This is a genomic window from Methylosinus sp. KRF6 (genome assembly GCF_018887255.1).
In the GTDB taxonomy this organism is placed as follows: domain Bacteria; phylum Pseudomonadota; class Alphaproteobacteria; order Rhizobiales; family Beijerinckiaceae; genus Methylosinus; species Methylosinus sporium.
Window position 1 is genome coordinate 1,215,439 of sequence record NZ_JAHLJF010000001.1, and the last position, 21,752, is coordinate 1,237,190.

Here is a 21,752-nt window from a genome sequence, read left to right on the forward strand (position 1 = left end):
GGCAAGCGGCGCAAAGTCCTTACCCCCCCATATATCCGGCCTGCAACAGGCGCCGCGCGCCGAGCGCGCTCCCTCGGCGCGATCCCGGTCCAGAGGCAAAGACCCAGATTCGAGGCGATCGACATCACGCGCTTTTCGTCACCATCGAGCGCCAGCGCATATAAGCGCGCCTTCTCGTCCCGGAACAAGTCGTTGAACCGCCGATACATAGCCGTTGGAAAGCCTCTATTTATGAGTTCGAATCGCGCGCGGCGCGTCGAGATTCGGCCCTGGGCTCGAACAATCGGAGTTGGACTTGAAAGCTCGGCTTCAGAAGGCTCTTGTCGCACTTCGCGAAGCTTTCTGGCTGCTTCCGGGGGCGATGACCATAGGCGGAGTCCTTCTCGCGGTCGCGCTGGTGCAGGTCGATGAGGTCGGATCGCTTTCGGCATGGCTGAAAGGCAGCTCTTGGATTTATTATGGCGGCGCCAAGGGAGCCAGAACGCTGCTCGGCGCTGTCGCTTCTTCCACCATAGGGGTCGCCGGAACGGTTTTCTCCATCACGATCGCGGCGCTCTCGCTCGCCGCCAATCAGATGGGGCCGCGCCTGCTGCGCAACTTCACCAGGGATCGTGGCAATCAATTCACTCTCGGCACCTTCCTCGGGACATTCGCCTACGCGCTGACGGTGCTGCGCGCCGTCCGCTCGCCCGAGGAGGGCGGATTCGTTCCGCATCTATCGCTCAGCATCGGCATCATGCTCGCCTTGCTCTGCGTTGGCGCTCTCGTCTACTTCGTCGATCATATGGCGGGTCGCATCAATGTCGACACGGTCATCGGCCTCGTGAGTGAAGATATTCGGGCGGCCTTGGAAGCTTCGACAATGCGGCTCCCCCAACCAGAGCCGCCGCCCGCGGTCTTTTGGCGTGAGGCCACAACGCTCATTGATCCGCGATGGGGCTATCTCCAGCAGTTCGACAATCAAGGACTCGCCAGATGGTGCGTCCGCAATGGCGTGGCGCTGCGATTGCTCGTTCGTCCTGGAGACTACTTGTTTCCCGGTGCGCCGATCGCTCTCGCAATAGGAAATGCCGAGGGCGCGGAAGCTGTCATCCGCAAGGCTACAGCGCTCGGTCGGGTACGTGACGAATCGCCCGATATGGAGTTTGCCGTCCGGCAGCTCGTCGAAGTTGCAGTCAGAGCGCTTTCGCCGTCGATCAACGATCCTCATACGGCGATGAGCGTCGTAAATCGTCTCGGCGACGCGCTCTGCCGTCTGGCTCCATTGCACCTGCCCACTGGCGTGTCGCAATGCGACGGCAAGCCCGTTCTGGTGATCCCCAGCATCGACTATGATCAGCTCCTCGACTTGATGTTCGATATGATCCGCCAGAACGGTTCGCATAGCCCCTCTCTGCTCGCCCACATGTTGAGCGTGCTGACCATCGTCTCGAGCTGCGAGCATCGAGACAACCGCGTCGCGGCTTTGCGTCGCCACGCCGATCTGGTGCTGGCGACCGCCAGCAATGCGATCGCGATGGCGGAAGATCTCGACGCTATTCGCAAACGCCACGGCGCTTTTGAAGCGATGGCGGAACATGGCGTCACGGGCTGCCTGGAGCGCTTGGAGACCAGGAAATCAAAGTAGCCGCTGGGTCGAGGCGCCGGCGCGTGAGATCGCAAGGTTCGCTTTGCCAATAAGGCAGAGTCGAGCCTTGGACGCAGGCCCGATTGTTCAGAAGCGACAAGGCCAAGGCGACCGAAACGCCGCCGCGCACGCCGGCCCGAGCGAGACGCGGAATATTCCGACGACGGCCAGTGGCCTCTCATATGCAGCCGTTGCGCAACGGAATAGGTTCCTGGGAACTGCGTCAGAGTGATGATTACGTCGACCGCTAGGTGCATCGCCGCGTCGCCGGCAGAGATTGCGCATGGCGTCGACCATCTTGACCCCGAGCCGCGGAATGTCGAAAGCTCCTTCGGCGATGACATTGCTGAGGGCCCCGCACGCTGCGCCGCTTCGCTCGCATGGCTGTAGCCGAGCCCCGACTCGGGGGCGTCGGTCGCGACGCGGAAGGCGCGCGCCGCTGGTTTCAGAGCGCATGCTCTTGCCGAAAATGTGCGCCGCTCCAGAACAGACACGGAGCCGCGCCGATGGCTTCAGCTGCCGCGAGCAGATCGAGCAGGCAGCCGGTCGCCGGACCCTCCATTTCGCCGAGCTCGTGGCTCGCGTGATCTGCGGCGAGAGGTGCAGTCCGGAGCGAAAACGGAGCATGGCGGCGCGTATCGAAGACTATGCGATGATCGGCGATTGCGAAACCGCCGCCCTCGTCGCGCGAGACGGCTCGATCGATTGGCTGTGCTGGCCACGCTTCGATTCCGGGGCGTGCTTCGCTGCACTGATCGGCTCGCGAGAGAATGGGCGATGGCGTGTTGGCGCAGCGGATCCTAATGCGCGGATCAGCCGCCGCTATCGCAAGGATACTCTGATCCTCGAGACCGACATAGAGACCTCTCGAGGCGAAGCCACCATCATCGATTTCATGCCGCCGAGTGCAAACGCGTCTGATGTCGTGCGGCTCGTCGTCGGCAAGCGTGGAGTCCTGCCGGTCGATGTGGAGCTGGTGATTCGCTTCGACTATGGATCGCTCGTGCCATGGATCACTCGCTTCGAGGAAGGCGCGCTTCTGGCCGTCGCCGGACCCGACCTGGTCGTGCTCCGCACGCCGGCGCCGCTGAGGGCGGACGGGCTCGCCCATAAGGCCGCGTTCGATATCTCGGCCGGCGAAACTGTTCCCTTCGTTCTGAGCTATGGCCCGTCTCATCTGCCGGCTCCCGATGCAATCGATCCGTTTGCCGCGCTCGTCGACGCCGAGACCTTCTGGCGCTGCTGGACGGCGAGCGCGAACGCCATCGGCGAATGGCAAGAAGCAGTGACGCGCTCGCTCATCACACTGAAGGCTCTCACCTATCGTCCGACCGGCGGAATTGTCTCCGCCGTGACGACGTCACTTCCAGAACGTCTCGGCGGCGGACGCAATTGGGATTATCGCTTTTGCTGGTTGCGTGACGCCACTTTCACGCTGCTCTCCTTGATGAACGCCGGATATTTCGAAGAGGCGCGGGCGTGGCGCGCCTGGCTGCTGCGCGCCGTGGCGGGCGCGCCCGAGCAGGCTCAGATCATGTATGGCCTGAACGGAGAGCGACGGCTACAGGAATGGGAGGCGCCCTGGCTCTGCGGCTATGAGGACTCCAGGCCTGTTCGCATCGGCAATGCCGCCTGCAGCCAGCTGCAGCTCGACATCTATGGCGAGACGATCGACGCGCTCTACCATGCGAGACGCGGTAAGCTGCGCGCCGACGCCGCGGGCTGGGCTCTCCAATGCGCCTTTCTGGCGCATCTCGAGCAGACCTGGCGCGACCCCGACCATGGCGTCTGGGAGATGAGGAGTGGCCCTCGGCAATTCACGCTTTCGAAAGTGATGGCCTGGGTCGCCTTCGATCGCGCGATCAAGACGGCAGAAATCTTCGGAGAGCAAGGACCGCTCGATCGATGGCGCGCTGTGCGAAGGGAGATCCATGAGGAGGTCTGCCGACGCGGGTTCGACGGAGAAGTCGGAGCCTTCGTGCAAAGTTATGGTTCGAAACGTCTCGATGCGAGCCTGCTGCTCGCGCCGCTCGTCGGATTTCTGCCGGCGGCAGATCCGCGCATGCGAAGCACTGTCGCCGCGATCGAAAGGCGTCTCCTGCGCGACGGCTTGGTCATGCGCTACGACTCTGGCGACGGCGACGACGGTCTCGCCGAAGGCGAAGGCGCCTTTCTCGCCTGCAGCTTCTGGCTCGTCGATAATCTGGCGCTTCTCGGACGGACCGAGGATGCGCGGTCACTTTTCGAACGCCTGCTGGCGCTCCGCAATGATGTCGGACTATTGTCCGAAGAAGTCGACGCGGGATCGAAGCGGATGCTCGGCAACTTTCCGCAGGCGCTTTCTCACATTGCGCTCATCAACAGCGCCCATAACCTTGGCATGGCCGAAAAGCCGGCTCACCAAAGATCTAGTTCCTGATCCGAGTGCGCTTCTCGTTCTTGGGAGGCAATGGAACGCCGCCTCTCGCTCTTCGCTACAATGATCTCGTCGATTTGGCGCCAAATCCCCGCGATACGAGCTACGCCTCGATCATTCGGTTCGACGCCTATCTCATCGGTCGGACAAATAGCCGACGACCGAGTTGTGGACCGGCCGCGGCGACAAAGCGCGAACGACACCCGATACATCACAGGCGAAAGAACAAATCCGACGAGCCATTCGTCTCGACGAAGCCGGCAAAGATCTTTTTCGACGAGCTGGCCCGCGTTCCTGCATGGTCCGTCTGAGGCTGCGCACTAGAGCCCGAGATATCCAAATTGCGCATGACTGACTTGTCCCATCACTCTTTCAGGCTAGCTACGCGCCCGGGGGCGATGAGAAGGAGAAGCCTATGTCTACGCCCTATGTTCAATCCGCCGCATATGAAAACGCCGCATATGGAGGACTGATCGACGCCGCGGGTGGCGTCGCGACGATAGTGCTGGCGATTTGCGGATTGGCGGGAGTCGATCCGCAGCTTCTGACCTCGATTGCGACAATCGTCTTTGGCGTGGCTCTGTTTGTCCAGGCCGGGGCAATGGCTTCAGAGGGCGTGCATGGCAGGGCTGCCAACATATCGGGCCGTTCGATCGCCGAAGTCCAGGCCAGCGGTCTCGCGTTCCTCTTCCTCGTCGGAGCCGCGGGAATAGTTCTCGGCGTTCTCGCCTTGCTGGGAGTGCATCCTTTGCGGCTCACGGCGGTGGCTGTGATCGCGTTCGGCACGGCATTGCTGCTGAGCGCTAATGCAACCCGTCAAATGGGTTCATCGCACAGCGCTGACGTGACGACGACCGGCGGCGCCGAAGTTCTCGCGAATGAGCTCGCATCCGGCTCGGCGGGAATTCAAGTGCTCGCCGGCTTGGGTGGGATCGTGCTCGGTCTTATCGCTCTGGCAGGCCAAGGAGACGATCTCACCTTGGTGTTAGTCGCGCTACTCGGATTGGGAGCTACGGTGCTGATGACGGGGGGCGCTTTGAGCGCAACCGTGATGTCTCTCATGAGGCCGGAGACCCGGCGTTGAGATCACGTAACTCGACAAACCCCCTCCTGCACAATCGGCTCCGTGCAGGAGGGTGGCTGCTCATATATATCGGCCATCGTTCGACGTCGTCGCGCGTAGAATGAGATTACGAAAAGCCGAGCGCTCAAATTCGACACCCGACCCGAGTCCGCATGGTTCGACGATTCGGATCACGGCGGCGCTCCGCAGCTCCTTCGAGCGGCACGACCTCTTCGGCGCATCGGAATGCGTCTAATTTCCAAGTCGTTTCGGAGCGCAGTGTCGACCGAAATCCGCACACGAATGGCATTCAGACGCTTGCTTCGTCAGCTGTCCTCGCCGGGGAGCGCAACGGGCTCTCCCAGCGAGTCGCGAACATAGAGCTTGTTGACAGTCACGAATAGGATGACCGTTATGGGCGCTGCAAAAATGGCCGCCGTCAATCCGAAGAGGTAAGTGAGCGTAATAATGCTCGCCAGCATGAGCGCAGGAGGAACATATACCATACGTCGCTGAATGATGGGCATGATCAGCTGACCCTCCGCCTGATGAATGAACATATAGGCCGTCAAAGTCCAGATTACGGCGCCCAGCCCCAATGTCGTGGCGACGAGAACGGCCGGAATGGCCGCGATGATCGGACCGAGATAGGGAACAAATTCTGCGACGCCCGCGATGATCCCGAGGGCGATAGGGGAGGGCAGTCCGATCATCCAGACGGCCAACCCGGAAAGTATCGCGATGATCGCCATTTCGATCAATTGCCCAAAAAGCCAGAAGCGCAGGGCATTGGCGACGGCCTCGATCGTCTCTCCGACGCGCGCTCGCGAGTGCGGCGGAAACAGCTTGATCACGCCATCGCGGTATACGACCGGCTGAGCAGCTACGTAGATTCCCAAGAAAATCGTCACAACGAAGGCCGCCAGCAGAGTCGTGCTCACGCTGAAAAAGCGAGCGGCGATTTCGGTAACGGGAAATTGCGCCGCCTGAATGTGGGAGACGAGGGCTTTTCCGAAACGGGAGCTTTCGAGCGAAACCACTATGCTTCCTTGCGCTTCTTGAGCGCGGCGGATGACTTCGTCCATTTGCTCCGCTATTCTGGTTCCGAACAGATAGCCCGTTCCGATGATCACGCAGGCGATCACGATTCCGGACAAAAGCAGAGCTAGGCTTTTGGGTAGTCTGACCCACCGGAACGGCTCCGCGACGACCTCGATCAGGATCGCGAACAATCCGGCGCCGATCAAGATCAAAATCACATCGAACAAACGCCAGACCAAGACGGGAACGAGCGCGAAAGCGACAAGCACAGCGGCTCGCTTCGAGAATTCGCCCAGGGTCGTCTGCATCGACAGCTCTTTCACCTTCGCGTTCGGCGGTTCTTCAGCGCGGCTCGACGAAATAATTTGGGAGGTCGTCGTCTTCGCATATCTCGCGAGGCCCGACGAAATAGTGGCGTCGAACTGGTCGGCGTCAATCGCGCGCAGTTTCGGCTCAGGAGCGCCATCCATTGTCATGAATTCGGGTCTCGCTCGGTAACGGCGTGCTACGAAGCAGTCGGTCCCGGCCGTGATCTTCTCGGACGGTGCGTCGAGCTGACGTGTGCCGTGCCGCGATGGGAACCATCCCGAGCGTCCGCCATTTCAATTCGGAGGCGGCCTTCGCGGGCCGCGCGTGGGAGGCTCTGGCTGCGCGGGCTTCGGAGCTACGGATTTCGGGATAGTTCACTGTCTTGGGAGATCACATGAACGGAGCGCTGTCCTGGATTCTGCCATTGCTCGTAGGCTGGCTAATTCTGCGGGCCTATGGACAGCGAGGCTATTTTCGAAGGCTAGAAAAAGCACGGAACATGGGCGACAATGCGCCGAGCGTAGCGATCATCATTCCCGCGCGCGACGAAGAGAGAAACATAGCGCGTTGTCTCGTCAGCCTCGCTGCTCAGGACTATCCGCGTGAGCGCCTTTCGATTTGTCTGATCGACGATCATTCGGTCGATGCGACAATCGAGATTGCTCGATCGATCGCTCACCGAGCACCCTCCCTGACGGTTGTCCGTTGCCCCCCGCTTCCCGAGGGGTGGACGGGCAAGTGCTACGCCTGCTGGGTCGGAGCCGGCGCCGCGGTAGATGACGCCGAGTGGTTATGCTTCATCGATGCGGACATGAAAGCGGAGCCGAGCTTGCTCACGAGCGCGGTCGTTGCGGCAAGCGCCGAATGCGTCGACATACTGTCTCTCGCTCCTCGGCAGGAGCTGCGCAGCTTCGCCGAGCGAATAATCATTCCATGCGGACTTTATACTCTGGGATTTTGCCGTCACCTGGGCAAGGCGCAGTCACAGGAGTGCGACGAGCCGACGGTCACCGGCCAATTCATGCTGATTCGCCGCAGCGCCTATGTAGCCGCTGGCGGCCATGCGGCTGTTCGCGGCTCCATATGCGAGGATGTGGCTCTGGCGCGGGCGGCGAAGCGTAACGGAGACCGCGTGCTATTGCTGGACGGGCGCGAGATGCTGTCGACGCGAATGTATAATGGATGGGGCAGCCTCTGGCCGGGATTGACAAAAAATCTCGTCGAAACGCTGGGTGGTCCGCTGCGAACGGCGACCACAGCCGTGACGGCGGTGGCGTTGGCCTGGGCGATATGGCTGACGCCAGCCGTCGACGGATGGGATTGCGCGAACGGCGCCGCCGCCGCGTGCTTCGCGGCGGTTCCTGCCCTAGGCGCCTTGGGAGCGGCCATAGGGCTGCATCTCTCCGGCTCCGTCTATTTCGGCATACCTCTGTACTATGGTCTCCTGTTTCCGGTCGGCTATACGGTCGGAATGGCGCTCGCCTTCGACAGCATCCGACGTCGCCGTCTCAAACGCAGACGGTGGAAAGGTCGTGTCTATCCGTGATCGGGCGGGCGAAAATATGTCGATCAGTTATCGAGCGCTCCTGTTTTTCAAATCCAGGCTCGGCGCCTGTCACCCGGCGCTTCGGCTCATTTTATGGACGGGAGAAAGTGTCGATCTCGGGACTGCGCCAGTCGCAACGATCACAATTCGATCGCCCGGCGTGCTGCGAGCGTTCATCTCCGGCGATCTGACGAAAGTCGGTGACGCCTATGTCGACGGGCGCTTGACCGTCGATGGGAAGATCGACGATGTCGTGGAGGCTGGAATCGCATTCGCAGACAGAATCGGCGGTCTCGTCGCGACCAAGGCGGCTCTCTCGTTTCATCGACTCGTGGCCCGCGGCCGCAGGCGCGAGGATGCGCGCGATATTCGCAGCCATTACGACGTCTCGAACGAGTTTTATCGGCTATGGCTCGGTGAGCGCATGATCTACTCCTGCGCTTATTTCCGTCTCGGAAACGAAGATATAGACAGCGCACAGGAGCAGAAGCTGGAGCATGTTTGCCGCAAGCTCGCCTTGAAGCCAGGTGAGCGGCTGCTCGATGTCGGATGTGGATGGGGCGGACTGCTCGAATTCGCGGCGCGCCGATACGATATCGAAGGCGTCGGCGTCACTCTGAGCGAGAATCAGTACGCCTTTATGCGTGAAATGATCGCGCGAGAAGGCCTCGAAAAGCAGATCGAGGTGTGTCTACGACATTATCGCGACTTCGTCGACGAGGAAGGCTTCGACAAAATCGTGTCGATCGGAATGTACGAACATGTCGGCGTGGACAACTGGCGGACCTATTTTGGCAGCATTGCGAGGTTGCTTCGACCTGGAGGAGCCTTCCTCAATCACGGGGTCATCGCCACAGATCCGCACGGCGAGAGTCATGGACCCGACTTCGGAGATTTCATCGCTCGTCACGTTTTTCCTGGCGGGGCCATCGCGCATCTGTCGCGGACCGTCTACGAGATCGCAGACGCGGGCCTCGAGCTCGCCGACATTGAAGATCTCCGGCCGCATTATGCGCGCACCTTGCGTTGCTGGTCTCGGCGACTTGAATCCCGAGCCGCCGAAGCGATTGCGTGCGCAGGCCCCGAACGCTTCCGTATCTGGGACACCTATCTTGCTGGAATGGCGTATGCCTTCGATCGGGGTTGGCTCTCTGTCGCGCAGGCCCTCGCTTACAAGCCAGGATCGAACGATTGGCCGGCCATTCGTCCTTGGACACGGGAGCATCAGTATAGTGATGGTGCTGCTGTCCTCACCGAGCCGCGTCAGGATCGCTTAAAGTTGATCTGAGATGCAACGACGCTGCGCTTGGCGCGTTCAACGAATGTTTGAACGCGAGGATGATATGGAACCTTCGGCGGCGCAACAAGGGCGTGAAGGCTCGCCCGATGGAGAATATTCGTTGTTAAAATCGAGCATTCGCGCCCTCGACGCTTATCTTCGGCGGCGACAAGGGGTCTACGAATATTCGAATTTGGGACAATGTCTCTTTCGTGTTCAACTGGTTGAAAGCACAATCGACGCGATATTGGGGGACGGAACGCCTCTTCGAAGAGGCGCCCCGATCCTCGATCTTCATATTTGGAACGAGCACGTCCCTCGCACTCCTCAGGGTGGCCCTAACCTCGGTTGGGCGCGGCAACTCGACCGCTGCATCGACGCTTCGCTGAGAGAGCTGGCAGCTCATCTCGCGCGCAATCGGACCCTCGACGGGGTCAGCGCAGTTCGAGGCAATCTAAGCCTAGGCGCGCAGAGCCGCTCTAATCAAATCGCGCGTGTCGCTTCACGTTTCGGATTCGAGCAGCTTCCGACGCCGAGGTTGTCCCATAAGGAGCGCCTTCACTGGTTCGGGGAGAACATCCTAATCTCAATGCTGGTTCTCGCCGAAAATGCGTCGGCTCTGCACGCCGACACTTTGTTCCGATGCCGGACCTTGACCTATATTTCGCGTAACAATCTCGAAAGACGCTTCGGAGGGAAGGAGCAGCCGGTCGCTTAGCGAGCGTTATTCCTTTGGAGGTCGACCTTGCTGGATGTGAAAATATTCGAGCTCGTCTCCGACATCTCCTCCGCAATGGCAATTGTCGGATGCGTCTATCTTCTCGTCGCCTCGGCAGTCGTGCTGCGCTTTTCCCGACGCCGAGGCCAGCCGAAAGCGCCGGCCGTTCCGGTGACGATATTGAAGCCATTGCACGGAGCCGAGCCGCGGCTCGCCGAAAGAATCCAAGCGTACTGTGAGCAGCGCTATGAAGGCGAGCTGCAAATGATTTGTGGTGTTCGCGATCACGCAGATCCTGCGACCGAAGCGGTACGGATCGCTCAAGACGCCGTCGGACCTCGCATCGAGCTCAGGATCGACCCGCTCCAGCACGGAGGAAATCGTAAAGTGTCCAACCTCGTAAACATGGCGAGGGACGCCCGGCATGAGATTTTGGTGCTCTCCGACAGCGACATCGAGGTCGATCAGAATTATCTGACCAACGTCGTGTCCTGGTTCGCTCAACCTGATGTCGGCGCAGTGACGTGCCTCTATCACGGTGTGCCGTCGAAGGCCCTTTGGTCCCGCTACGCGGCGCTGGCGATCAATGCGCATTTTCTACCGAGCGTCGTTCTCGCTATCAGTTTCGGCTTGGCGCGGCCGTGCTTCGGCTCGACGATCGCTATCCGACAGAGCACGCTCCAAAACATCGGAGGCTTGCAGGCGTTCGCCGATTGCCTCGCGGATGATCATGCTATCGGAATGGCAGTCCGTTCCGCGGGGCGCAAAGTGTCGATCGCGACGTCTTCCCTCGGCCATCTCTGCTTCGAGAAGTCACTCAAGGCGCTCTTCTCCAATGAGGTGCGGGCAGCGCGAACGATCCGCCAAATTTGTCCTCTCGGGCATTGCGGCTCGGTCATCACCCATCCGCTTCCAATGGCGCTGATAGATTTCACGGTTGGGGGGCATCATGGCCTCGTGCTGATCGTCGCAGCGCTGGCCAGTCGCGCCCTCCTCTGCGAGAGCGTCCGTCATGCCTTCGGGCTTGCCCGGCAACCGCACGAGCTCATTCCGGCTCGAGACCTTTTGTCCTTCGCTGTATTCGTAACGAGCCTATTCGGACATAGTGTCGAATGGCGGGGAACGACTCTCGAGATGCGCAGGAACGGCAAGATACAAAGCGACGGAAACCGATCTGGCGTCACAGTGGCGCCGTCCGAGTAGCGGCCGTGTGTCGACGTCGCGGAACTCTCATCATCACAGCCGATGATTTCGGCCTCGCGACGGAGGTGAATGAGGCCGTCGAGCGCGCTCATTGCTCCGGAATTCTGACCGCGGCCAGCTTGATGGTCGGCGCTTCGGCGGCCGGCGACGCGGTCGCGAGGGCGCACAAGCTTAAAACTCTTCGGGTCGGACTTCACGTCACGCTCGTGGACGGCGCGCCGACCTCGCCGCTTTCAAACATTCCCGACCTCCTCGATGGGGAACAATTTCGGCGCGACCTCGCGCGACTTGGAGTGGAAATCGCGTGTCGGCCCTCCGTTCGCCACCAGCTGCGGGCGGAGATCACGGCGCAGTTCGAAGCTTTCGTTGCGACTGGCCTGCCGCTAGACCATGTGAACGCGCACGCCCATTATCATATTCACCCGATTGTCGCCGCCGAAATCATCTCGATAGGACGGCGCTATGGGCTACGAGCTATGCGTGTTCCTCGTGAACCGATCGGCATGTTGGCTAGCATCGAAGCGGGCGTCAAGCCGCAACCGAGGACGGTGGATTTCTTTGTCGGGCTGCTAGCGAGTCGAGCGCGGAACGCGACGCTTCTCGCGCCAACGTCCGTATTTGGTTGGGCATGGTCGGGCGCAATGACTAAGAAGCGGCTCCTCGGCCTTCTTCAAGGGGCGCCGGACGGGATCACGGAAATCTATACACATCCAGCAGTCGTCGATCACTTCGTCGGGCACGCTTCCGGCTACGGATATCGGCAGGAATTCGACGCCCTTTGTGCACCCGAGACGATCGAGGCCGCGCGGAGTTCTCGCCTGCTGCTCGGCGGCTACGGCGACGCATAGATCTGGGGATCACGCTCGCGGATTTTCGAAGGCCTCCTGGCCTCGGCTCGTAGCGACCGTCACTTTTACGGCGAGCGCAAACGGAATCGCGAGTAGCGCGCCTGAAACGCCGAAGAGCGCTGCGCCGATGAGAAAACTCAAGATGATGATGATCGGGTGAAGCTGCGCTGCTTTGCCGAGCACCAACGGACCAACGACCTGATCGATCGACAAGCGAAGCGCCACCGCATAGGCTGCGTAGGCTAGGACGGCTCCGATGCTCTTTGCCTGGGCCAGCGCAATTAGGCCCGCTGTGATCGCAGAAGCGGCGGGGCCGACGATAGGTATAAGCTCGAGAACGCCCGTAAGCACGGCGAGAGGGACGGCATGCCGGAGCCCGAGTAGTAACCCTAGCCCGACATAGGCGACGACAGCCGCATAGACGACAATGATGAAAACGCCGATGAAATAGCGCCTGACAGCGGGCGCAAGGGCGCTCGAGATCGCTTCGAGCCTCCCGCGCTCGCGTTCGGGAACGAGCCAAAGCAAGCCGCGCGCGAGCCTGGGGCCGCTCACCAAGAGGTAAAGCAGCAGCACCAATGTCAAGAAGCCGCCGAATAGAGCGGCAATCGCAATGGACGACAGCTTGGTGATCCTCGACGGCTCCTCGAGCCAATTACGAAGCGCCGCCGTAGCGGATTCGGCCGCTCTATTCGCATCCAAGCGTTGTCCGAGAAAATGACTCTGCCCTCCGGTCGTATCCTCAACCAATTTGGCGATCGCGTCCTGCATATCGCCTGTGGCCAATCGCTCCACGGCTCCGATTAAGGGCAAAGCCCCGAAAAATCCCAGCGCCGCCACGATCGTGAGGACAAGAAGAAAAATGATGGTCGCGCAGACTCCTCGAGACCTGCCCCGCGCAGCGCATCGGTCGATGAGCGGCGTACAGACGAGCGCAACCAATGCCGCGATCACGAAAGGTAGCAAAACCCAGCGCAGCAGGTAGAAGAGAACGAGGCCGGTGACGCCGATGATCCAAAGCGATGCATTCGGCGATCGAAGGGGAGTGCGCGGGTCCGATTCATTTCGATCGAAGCTCATCATTCTTCTCCTGCCCCTTGGCTCGTGCATCGGACGACGATCTCGTAGCCGCCGCCGGCCAAAGAGATAGGAAGAATCCTTCTCGGGAAAATGTCGACAGCGTAGCTTGCTCCCGGACGTCCGCCCACGCCGTGGCCGAGTAGATAAATGATTTCGGTGGCCCGCTCGGTGAGCGCTGAACGCGAAACTTCACAGCGACAGGGGGCGCCGGCCGATTAAGGGCGCAACAGGATGTGAGGAAGACCGATGCGGTCTGGGATCAAGGAAAAGATGTAGGCTGAAGCGGAGTAGCGAACGGTTTGTGCTCACGGATGAGGGGACTCTTGCGACGTGTATGATCTCGACGTCTCCGTCGCAGGCGTTCCTCTGGGTCATCGATGCCGGTCGTTCTTTGGTTTCGAGCCCGCCCATGTCATTCGGCGACGAGAGCTTTGTCGCCCTCTCCGTAGACCTGCAGAGCGCCCTGAGGGCGCTCTGCCGCAAGACATCAGGATTCTTTTGACGGTCGGGCGCAGCGATGGATTTCCCGGAGCAGCCAACTATTTGCGAAGACGGTGACGGGCTTCGACCGCACCAGCACTCCGTTGCGCGTGAGCCAAGGTGGTCCCTCTTTGGTATGGAAGTGGCCAGACCGCGTCCTTGCGCATTCGAGAAAGAAGGAGAATTGGCGATGGCGCGAGCAGCGATCGTGACAGGCGGCGTGACCGGCATTGGCGCAGCTACCTGCAGAGCTCTTTCGAAAGCTGGCTATCGGGTGGCTGCAACCTATTTCAAGAACCAAGGAGATGCCGAAATCTTTTCCAAGGAAGCAGAGCTTCCGACATACGAGTGGAACGTAGCGGATTTCGACGCATGCCAGGGTGGCGTCACGGAAATAGCGAAAGCGATCGGGCCGATCGAAATATTGGTCAATAATGCAGGAATCACGCGGGACGCGACGCTACAGAAGATGACTCATGAGCAGTGGCGCTCCGTGATCGACGTCGATCTCGGCGGGTGCTTCAACATGTGCCGAGCCGTGATCGAGGGTATGCGAGAAAGGCGATTTGGGCGAATCGTGAATGTCAGTTCGATCAACGCTCTCGCCGGCCAATTCGGCCAGACCAATTATGCCGCGGCCAAGGCAGGGATCATCGGCTTCACCAAAGCCCTGGCCCTCGAAAGCGCATCTCGCGGCATTACCGTCAATGCGATCGCGCCCGGATATACTGACACCGCCATGGTTGCGGCTATGCCCCCGGATGTCTTGACGAAAATTGTGGCAACCGTGCCGATCGGGCGTCTCGCGCGACCGGAAGAAATAGCGCGCGGCGTCACGTTCCTCGTCAGCGACGAAGCGGGATTCGTCACGGGCGAAACGCTCTCCATCAACGGCGGCAAATATATGCAATAGCCCGACGTGCGACCCCGACGCAGGGCCTGGTCACCATGCTCTTCGGCGGAGGCAATTGGGGCACGCTCACTGGAGAGCGTCCGAGCCGAACAATGTCCGCTTGTACCGTTCGCCGACCTCGACGCGGGGGGGGACTCCCCACCGTTTGTAAAGCGTGATCATGGGCCGGGATTGGTGATTTTCGCGGGGAGATTTGGATTGAAGAGAGTCCGGGTCTGGAGCATGGCGCAGGCGACGGCGAGCAGGCGGTCGGCGACCGAGCGGAGGGCTCGTCCGTGACCATGGCCTCGGGCGCGGAGGGCGGCGTATTTGGCCCGGCTTCTCGGGTCATGCTGCACGGCGGTGCGCGCCCAGTGATAGACGGCGTAGCGCAGTCGAACATGCGCGGCTTGGCGCATCAGCACGATCTTGCTCTTTCCCGACCGTTTCGTGATCGGCGCGACGCCCGACAGGCAGCGCAGCGCATGGTAGTCTCGGCGTTGCAGAGCGTGCTGAGCTTCTGTGAGCAGCGTGGCGAGGGCGATCCTTCCGACGCCCGGCAAGGATCGCAGGATCGTCACGTCGCGCTGCTCTTCTCTCTGCCCCTCGGCTGTCTCCTCGCCGCCGGCGAGCTTTTCGGTCAGGCGATCGAGGCGCTTGTCGGCCTCGCGGATCTGGCGATTGACGAGGGCGAGGCGCTGGGCGGCGCCTTCGATTTGCCCGGTCACGGCGTTGACCGTGCCGGCGGCGACGGAGATGGCGGGCGCCCTCAGCTGCTCCAACGCCCCGGCGGCGGTAATGCGACGGATACGGTGACGCTTGAGCAGACGCTCGACCGTGGGCTCGCGCACGCGCCTGGCCTTGTCGGGCGTCGGAACGAGACGCCACAGCTCGAGAACCCAATCGGCGGCGACGTCGTCGCAGAGTTCGAGAAACTGCGGATAATAGCGCCACAGCAGCTCACGGACCTGATTGGAAAGACAGGTGCGTTCGACACGCAGCTCGTCGGCGATGCGCGACCATTCCCGCAGCTCGACGACCACTGGATCGAGCGGCGCCAGCAACCGGAAGCAGCGTCGATCGGTGCGCAATGCGTCGGCGAGCGCCTCGGCGTCGCGGCTGTCGTCCTTGGCGCCGGCGGGCGAAAAGCGATCGCGGAAGCGATCGAGCTGCTTGGGATTGATGGCGTGAACGCGGAAACCTCGCTCCATCAAGCTTTCCACGACGGGGCCATGCGGAACTTCGATGGCGACCATCACGGCCTCGGGCGGCGCGCCGGTGGACTTGAGAATCCAGTCGGCCATCTCCTTCAGCCCTTCGCCGCCATGCTCGAAGGCGCGCTCGCCGATTTTGGCGCCTTTGGCGTCCGACAGGCGCACGTGGTGCGTCTGCGAAGCCCAATCGACGCCCACGAACCAGTTATTCTCATCCTCCATCTCGAAGCCCCCCGTGTCCACGGAGCCGCCGCGATGTCAGCCATTCCCTGTACTGGCGCTCGAAGGCGCGGACTCCCCACGGGGCATTCATCGCGGCCGCCCGCCGGGGCACAGGTCCCCCCCAGGTGTTCAGGACACAGGGGGCGATTGGTCGCTCCCGGCGGGTCGGCTCGATCCAGGAGAGTAGCTCGGTCTCGGTCTTTCGGCGCGCGCGGTCGGAAGCGCTTTGCTGCGCTACGCTCCGCGTCGCGCTCCCGACCGCGCGCTGCTCGTCATGAACCTTGGGAACGGTACAGGGGGGTGGGCGTCTCATAACGGACTGGAGGCTCTCGGGAGGAGCAGCAATGGATGAAAAGCCTGATCGGCAGGTGAGTACATGGCCGCTGACTGCGCTCATCGATGCTACTTTCGAAGCATGGCGCACGGTCGTTCGACTTCCGCAGCTCGAGCCATCGGCCCGAGTCCAGGAAATCGGATCGGCGCGGAATGAGCGACGGCAGCCGGATCTTCGCGCCGGAGCGAAATCCTCTTCCAATCTCGACCGGCTGCTCCACGCCGGCATGGGACGTCTGACTTTCGGCCTTTCTCCATTTGCGCTATGGATCGCCTATGCGGATTGGGCGATCCATTTTTGGGCGTCTCCTGGAAAACATCAGCAATTGGCCGAGAAAATCGGGCAGAAGACAATCCTGTTTCTGACCTATCTCGTGCATCGGGCGTCCGACCCGGCCTGCGCTCCCTGCATCGAACCTTTGCTGCAGGATCATCGCTTCAGAAGCGACGCTTGGCGGCAACTGCCGTTCGATCTGATCTACCAGTCATTCCTTCTGACGCAGCAGTGGTGGCACGGCGCTATGACGAACATCGGCGGGGTATCGCAGCATCATGAGCAGGTCGTCGCCTTCGGCACACGGCAGTTGTTGGACGTGGTTTCCCCCGTCAATTTCATTGCCACCAATCCCGAGGTTCTCGGCGCGACGATTCGAGAGGGCGGACAAAATCTCGTTCGTGGAGCGACGAATTTCTGGGCGGACTGGGAACGAACGATCTCCGGCAAGCTCCCGATCGGCGCGGAAAACTTTTGCCCAGGCGAACAAGTGGCGGTGACGAAAGGCGAAGTGATTTATCGCAACAGGTTGATCGAGCTCATTCAATATGCGCCGACGACATCTGATGTCAGCGCGGTGCCGGTGCTCATCGTGCCGGCCTGGATTATGAAATATTACATTCTCGATCTTTCGCCGGACAACTCCCTCGTCAAATATCTCGTCGATCACGGGCATACCGTCTTCATGATCTCATGGCACAATCCGAATATCGAAGATCGAGATTTGGGCTTCAATGACTATCTTCGGCTCGGCGTTCTCGACGCTCTTCAGATCGTCGGGGAGATCGTACCGAAATGCAAGGTCGATGCGGTCGGCTACTGCCTTGGTGGAACTCTTCTGTCGATCGCTGCCGCATATTTGGCAAGGGAAAAAAGCTCTGTCTTGAACTCCGTCACTCTACTGGCGGCGCAAACGGATTTCACCGAGGCTGGAGAGCTGAGCTTGTTCATCGACGACAGCCAGCTCAACTATCTCGAAGACATGATGTGGAATCAAGGCTATCTCGACACGAGACAGATGGCGGGAGCGTTCCAGCTCCTGCGATCGAACGATCTCATCTGGTCTCGCGTGGCGCATGAGTATCTGATAGGGCGTCGATCGCCCATGTTCGATCTGATGGCCTGGAACGCCGATACGACGCGCATGCCTTATCGCATGCACTGCGAATATCTGCGCCGTCTTTTCCTCCACAACGATCTGTTCGAAGGCCGCTATAAGGTCGATGGACAGCCGATTGTGCTCAGCGACGTCCGCGCTCCGATCTTCGCCGTCACCACAGAAAGAGACCATGTCGCGCCATGGCGCTCGGTCTACAAGATCAATCTGGTCAGCGACACCGACGTGACCTTCGTTCTGACCAGCGGCGGCCACAACGCCGGCATCGTCAGCGAACCGGGCCACAAGGGTCGGCGTTACCGAATCGGCCATCGCGCGGCTGACACCCAATATGTCGACCCTGACACTTGGCGCGCGAGAACGGAGGCCGAAGAGGGATCGTGGTGGCCGGCCTGGGTTTCCTGGCTCGACGCTCGATCAGGTGGACGCGCTTCTCCTCCCGCTCTGGGCGCGCCCGAAAAAGGATATCCCTCGCTCGAAAATGCGCCGGGCGCATACGTCTTGGAGCGCTGATCCGCAGCCTCCACGAAGCCTCCCGCGGTTTCGCGAGGAGCCGAGTTCAAATGGGCCGGCCGGATCATAGGAGAGTGCTCATGTCGCAACTCCTCGGCAAAAAGGGACTGGTCTTCGGTATAGCCAACGACCATAGCATCGCCTATGGCTGCGCCGAGGCTTTCAGCCACGCCGGCGCAGAGTTGGCGATCACTTATCTCAATGCCAAGGCGGAACCCTATGTCCGACCGCTGGCCGAGCGGCTGCAAAGCCCCATAATTGTTCCCTGCGACGTTCGTGAGCCCGGCCAGCTCGAGGCCGTGTTCGAGCGGGTCGCCGCCGATTGGGGCGCCCTCGATTTTCTGCTGCACTCTATCGCCTATGCTCCGAAGGAGGATCTTCATAGTCGGGTCGTCGACTGCTCGCAGGCGGGGTTTGCGCTGGCGATGGACGTGTCTTGCCATTCTTTCATTCGCATGGCTCGATTGGCCGAGCCGCTCTTGTCAGATGGCGGATGCCTGCTCACCGCTACCTTCTACGGCTCGGAAAAGGTCGTAGAAGAATACAATCTCATGGGGCCGGTGAAGGCCGCGCTCGAGAGCACAGTGCGCTATTTGGCGGCCGAGTTGGGACAAAAGCGCATTCGTGTCCATGCGCTGTCTCCCGGCCCGCTCGAGACGCGAGCGGCGTCGGGCATAGATCGGTTCGACGAGCTGCTCGAGAGGACACGTTTGCGTGCGCCGGAGCGCCAGCTCGTGTCGATCGAGGACGTCGGCAATGTGGCCGCCTTTCTCGTAAGCGACGCCGCTGCGGCGCTGACCGGCAACATCGAATATGTCGATGCGGGCTACCATATTCTGGGGTGACTCGCAGCCTCGCTTTCGATCGGAGGCCGTAAATGAACAAGATCGAGAACCGAACCTTCGACCAGCTGCGCATCGGCGATTCGGCCAGCATCGCGCGGACGCTCACCGACAAGGATATCGAGCTCTTCGCCGTTATGTCCGGCGACGTCAATCCGGCCCATGTCGATCGTGAATTCGCCAAAAGCGACATGTTCCACAAGGTCGTGGCGCATGGCATGTGGGGCGCCTCCCTGATCTCGACCGTGCTCGGCACCGAGCTTCCAGGACCGGGCACGATCTATCTCGGGCAGACGCTGCGTTTTCGAAAGCCGGTCGGGCTCGGCGACGCCATCACCGTGACCGTCAAGGTCGCCAAAAAGAACGACAGCCACAGAGTCGTTCTCGACTGCGCTGCGACAAACCAGCGCGGTGAGGTCGTCATCGACGGCGTCGCCGAAGTCATCGCGCCAGTCGAGAAAATATCGCGCCAGCGGGTGATTTTGCCCGAGCCGGAGTTCCGCGAGCGTGGCCGTCATTTCCGTCGCCTGCTCGAGCGGTGCGGCGGGCTGGAGCCGATCCGCACAGCCGTCGTCCATCCTGTCGACGAGGTCTCCTTTCTCGGCGCGATCGAGGCCGCGAGAGCAAAGCTCATCATCCCCGTCCTGATAGGTCCCGAAGCCAAGATTCGCGCTGTGGCGGAAAAGGCCGAGGTGGATATTTCCGCGTATGAGCTCGCACCGACGGAGCACAGCCATGAGGCGGCGGCCCAGGCGGCGGCGCTCGCGCGAGATCGAAAAGTGGAAGCATTGATGAAGGGCAGCCTCCATACGGAAGAATTCATGAGCGCGATCGTCAGCGAAGCAAAGCTGCGCACCGCCAGACGCATGAGCCATGTCTTCGTGATCGACGTTCCGGAATATCCGAAGCCGTTGTTTGTCACCGACGCTGCAATCAACATCTATCCGACTGTCGAGGACAAGGCCGATATCATCCAAAATGCGATCGAGCTCGCGCAGGCGCTCGGCGTCGAGGGGCCGCGGGTGGCGATCCTCGCGGCGGTAGAGACGGTTTCGCCGAAAATCAAATCGACGATGGACGCGGCGGCGTTGTGCAAGATGGCGGATCGGGGACAGATCGCCGGCGGCATCATCGATGGGCCGCTCGCTTTCGACAATGCGATATCCGCGGAGGCCGCCGAGACGAAAGGCATAAAATCGCCGGTCGCCGGGCATGCCGACATCCTCGTCGCGCCGGATCTCGACGCCGGCAACATGCTGGCGAAGCAGCTCGAATATCTCGCCGATTCGCAAGTGGCCGGGATCGTGGTGGGAGCGCGCGCGCCGATCATTCTCACCAGTCGCGCCGACAAGCCCCTCGCCCGTCTCGCAGAGCTGGCCTCGCTTATTTGGACAGCGCCCCGCGAAAATAAGGTGGATTCCTGCCGGGATTTGCTGAACACGGGGCGGTTCGATTTTGTCGCGGCGGCGGGAGGGCTTTAGCCCGACCAGAGCTGCGACAAAATCGAAGGCGACAATCATGCGGCCATCGCCGTTTCCAGTTCGCCGAAGTAGGCCTCGTCGGGCGTGCGCGCGTCAAGGCTCGAATGTGGGCGCCCCTCGTTGTAGAAGGCCAGATATCGGCCGATCGAAGCACGCGCCTCGGACACGCTGTCATAGGCGCGCAGATAGACCTCCTCATATTTGACGCTGCGCCACAGCCGCTCGACAAACACATTGTCGCGCCACGCGCCCTTGCCGTCCATACTGATGGCGATTTTCGCGTCGAGCAGCACGCTCGTGAAGTCGATGCTAGTGAACTGGCTGCCCTGATCCGTGTTGAAAATCTCGGGCTTGCCATGTTTGCCCAGCGCCTCCTCGAGCGCCTCGACGCAAAAATCGGCTTCCATGGTGATCGACACCCGATGCGCCAACACGCGCCGGCTGAACACGTCGACGACCGCCGCCAGATAGACGAAGCCGCGCCGCATCGGAATGTAGCTTATGTCCGTCGCCCAGACCTGATTGGGCCGCTCGATCTTCACGTCGCGCAGGAGGTAGGGATAAATCTTGTGTCCCGGCGCCGGCTTGCTCGTATTTGGTCGCCGATAGATCGCCTCGATCCCCATGCGCTTCATCAGCGTCGCCACATGCCGACGGCCCACGCTGACGCCCTCGCGGTTCAATAAGTCGCGTAACATCCGGGCTCCGGCGAAAGGATATTCGAGATGCAGCTCGTCCAGGCGGCGCATCAGCTTCAAATCCTCATCGGAGGCCGGTCGCGGCTTGTAGTAGACCGAGCTGCGGGCGACGCCGAGCGCTTTCGCCTGGCGGACGATCGGAAGCTCGTGAGCGCCATCGATCATCGCTTTGCGCTCAGCAGGCCGGCCTTGCTGAGCGCGCCGGACAAAAAATCGTTGGTCAGAGTGAGCTCGCCGATCTTGGCGTGCAGCGCCTTCAAATCGACGGCCGCCTCCTTCGCTTCCGGCTTCTCCTGACCGAAAACTCCTGCCGCGCCTTCGAGAAGCTGGCCCTTCCACGTCGTGATCTGGTTCGGATGAACGTCGAATTGCTGCGCCAGCTCTCCCAGCGTCTTCTCGCCTTTGATCGCGGCCAAAGCCACTTTCGCTTTAAACGCCGGGGAATGCGTCCGGCGGCTCTTCTTCGTCATCGAATGCTCCTGATTCGCAGCGAGAATCCTCGCCGCTGTCAGGCAGAAAATCCACTCAAGCTACTGTCCGAATTTGCGAGGCCAGC

The 21,752-nt window shown here is 61.0% G+C and carries 16 protein-coding genes; 12 read left to right on the forward strand and 4 right to left on the reverse strand.

Annotated features, from left to right (window positions below):
• Positions 1-295 precede the first annotated feature (295 nt).
• From KP010_RS05905 to KP010_RS05915, 3 genes are all read left to right on the forward strand, one after another.
• A complete protein-coding gene (locus tag KP010_RS05905) occupies positions 296-1,627 on the forward strand; it encodes a DUF2254 domain-containing protein (protein ID WP_216280532.1) in 1,332 nt (443 codons plus the stop codon).
• Positions 1,628-2,252: 625 nt separating this feature from the next.
• The gene (locus KP010_RS05910) at positions 2,253-4,046 is read left to right on the forward strand and encodes a glycoside hydrolase family 15 protein (RefSeq protein ID WP_216280533.1); all 1,794 of its coding nucleotides are present in this window, start codon (positions 2,253-2,255) and stop codon (positions 4,044-4,046) included.
• A 412-nt stretch (positions 4,047-4,458) separates the two neighbouring features.
• Complete coding sequence (locus KP010_RS05915) at positions 4,459-5,127, forward strand: hypothetical protein (RefSeq protein ID WP_216280534.1); 669 nt, start codon at positions 4,459-4,461, stop codon at positions 5,125-5,127.
• A 305-nt stretch (positions 5,128-5,432) separates the two neighbouring features.
• Here the strand turns inward: KP010_RS05915 and KP010_RS05920 are convergent, their stop codons facing one another.
• Complete coding sequence (locus KP010_RS05920; RefSeq protein WP_216280535.1) at positions 5,433-6,455, reverse strand: AI-2E family transporter; 1,023 nt, start codon at positions 6,453-6,455, stop codon at positions 5,433-5,435.
• Positions 6,456-6,955: 500 nt separating this feature from the next.
• Between KP010_RS05920 and KP010_RS05925 the strand changes: the two genes are divergently transcribed.
• The 5 genes from KP010_RS05925 to hpnK all read left to right on the forward strand — a co-directional run bounded on the left by KP010_RS05925 (position 6,956) and on the right by hpnK (position 12,050).
• A complete protein-coding gene (locus tag KP010_RS05925; RefSeq protein WP_216280536.1) occupies positions 6,956-8,002 on the forward strand; it encodes a glycosyltransferase in 1,047 nt (348 codons plus the stop codon).
• Between the two features lie 160 nt (positions 8,003-8,162).
• Positions 8,163-9,290 (forward strand): cyclopropane-fatty-acyl-phospholipid synthase family protein, encoded by a 1,128-nt coding sequence (locus KP010_RS05930; protein WP_216280537.1) that lies wholly within the window; start codon positions 8,163-8,165, stop codon positions 9,288-9,290.
• Positions 9,291-9,324: 34 nt separating this feature from the next.
• On the forward strand, positions 9,325-9,999 hold the full coding sequence (locus KP010_RS05935) for a hypothetical protein (protein ID WP_216280538.1): 675 nt from the start codon (positions 9,325-9,327) through the stop codon (positions 9,997-9,999).
• Positions 10,000-10,035: 36 nt separating this feature from the next.
• Complete coding sequence (gene hpnI, locus KP010_RS05940) at positions 10,036-11,202, forward strand: bacteriohopanetetrol glucosamine biosynthesis glycosyltransferase HpnI (RefSeq protein WP_371824226.1); 1,167 nt, start codon at positions 10,036-10,038, stop codon at positions 11,200-11,202.
• A gap of 5 nt (positions 11,203-11,207) precedes the next feature.
• On the forward strand, positions 11,208-12,050 hold the full coding sequence (gene hpnK, locus KP010_RS05945; protein ID WP_371824193.1) for a hopanoid biosynthesis-associated protein HpnK: 843 nt from the start codon (positions 11,208-11,210) through the stop codon (positions 12,048-12,050).
• A 9-nt stretch (positions 12,051-12,059) separates the two neighbouring features.
• On the opposite strand, the gene KP010_RS05950 is transcribed toward hpnK, so the two are convergent.
• Positions 12,060-13,133 (reverse strand): AI-2E family transporter, encoded by a 1,074-nt coding sequence (locus KP010_RS05950; protein ID WP_216280541.1) that lies wholly within the window; start codon positions 13,131-13,133, stop codon positions 12,060-12,062.
• A gap of 667 nt (positions 13,134-13,800) precedes the next feature.
• Between KP010_RS05950 and phbB the strand changes: the two genes are divergently transcribed.
• Entirely contained in the window at positions 13,801-14,523 is a 723-nt protein-coding gene (gene phbB, locus KP010_RS05955) for an acetoacetyl-CoA reductase (protein WP_216280542.1), read from the forward strand.
• 158 nt (positions 14,524-14,681) lie between these two features.
• Here the strand turns inward: phbB and KP010_RS05960 are convergent, their stop codons facing one another.
• Complete coding sequence (locus tag KP010_RS05960; protein WP_216280543.1) at positions 14,682-15,938, reverse strand: IS110 family transposase; 1,257 nt, start codon at positions 15,936-15,938, stop codon at positions 14,682-14,684.
• 281 nt (positions 15,939-16,219) lie between these two features.
• Between KP010_RS05960 and KP010_RS05965 the strand changes: the two genes are divergently transcribed.
• From KP010_RS05965 to KP010_RS05975, 3 genes are all read left to right on the forward strand, one after another.
• Positions 16,220-18,175 carry an alpha/beta hydrolase gene (locus tag KP010_RS05965; protein ID WP_256448886.1) on the forward strand — a complete coding sequence of 652 codons (1,956 nt, stop codon included), beginning with the start codon at positions 16,220-16,222 and terminating at the stop codon, positions 18,173-18,175.
• 80 nt (positions 18,176-18,255) lie between these two features.
• Positions 18,256-19,020: an enoyl-ACP reductase FabI gene (gene fabI / locus KP010_RS05970; protein ID WP_216280544.1), complete on the forward strand. Its 765-nt coding sequence runs from the start codon at positions 18,256-18,258 to the stop codon at positions 19,018-19,020.
• A gap of 32 nt (positions 19,021-19,052) precedes the next feature.
• Positions 19,053-20,498 carry a bifunctional enoyl-CoA hydratase/phosphate acetyltransferase gene (locus KP010_RS05975; RefSeq protein WP_216280545.1) on the forward strand — a complete coding sequence of 482 codons (1,446 nt, stop codon included), beginning with the start codon at positions 19,053-19,055 and terminating at the stop codon, positions 20,496-20,498.
• Between the two features lie 35 nt (positions 20,499-20,533).
• Here KP010_RS05975 and KP010_RS05980 read toward each other — a convergent pair.
• Positions 20,534-21,666, reverse strand: a protein-coding gene (locus tag KP010_RS05980) for an IS3 family transposase (protein WP_371824194.1) whose coding sequence is annotated in 2 segments (ribosomal slippage) — positions 20,534-21,411 and positions 21,411-21,666 — 1,134 coding nt in all. Because the reading frame shifts where the segments join, the coding sequence is not laid out codon by codon here.
• Positions 21,667-21,752: the final 86 nt, after the last annotated feature.

What these genes read in the sequence shown, in the direction of transcription:
- KP010_RS05935 (WP_216280538.1), top strand. Translation starts at nt 9,325, where the DNA reads ATGTTTGAACGCGAGGATGATATGGAACCTTCGGCGGCGCAACAAGGG.
- KP010_RS05920 (WP_216280535.1), bottom strand. Translation starts at nt 6,455, where the DNA reads ATGCAGACGACCCTGGGCGAATTCTCGAAGCGAGCCGCTGTGCTTGTC.
- KP010_RS05960 (WP_216280543.1), bottom strand. Translation starts at nt 15,938, where the DNA reads ATGGAGGATGAGAATAACTGGTTCGTGGGCGTCGATTGGGCTTCGCAG.
- KP010_RS05975 (WP_216280545.1), top strand. Translation starts at nt 19,053, where the DNA reads ATGAACAAGATCGAGAACCGAACCTTCGACCAGCTGCGCATCGGCGAT.
- fabI (WP_216280544.1), top strand. Translation starts at nt 18,256, where the DNA reads ATGTCGCAACTCCTCGGCAAAAAGGGACTGGTCTTCGGTATAGCCAAC.
- KP010_RS05910 (WP_216280533.1), top strand. Translation starts at nt 2,253, where the DNA reads ATGGCGGCGCGTATCGAAGACTATGCGATGATCGGCGATTGCGAAACC.
- KP010_RS05915 (WP_216280534.1), top strand. Translation starts at nt 4,459, where the DNA reads ATGTCTACGCCCTATGTTCAATCCGCCGCATATGAAAACGCCGCATAT.
- KP010_RS05950 (WP_216280541.1), bottom strand. Translation starts at nt 13,133, where the DNA reads ATGATGAGCTTCGATCGAAATGAATCGGACCCGCGCACTCCCCTTCGA.
- KP010_RS05925 (WP_216280536.1), top strand. Translation starts at nt 6,956, where the DNA reads ATGGGCGACAATGCGCCGAGCGTAGCGATCATCATTCCCGCGCGCGAC.
- phbB (WP_216280542.1), top strand. Translation starts at nt 13,801, where the DNA reads ATGGCGCGAGCAGCGATCGTGACAGGCGGCGTGACCGGCATTGGCGCA.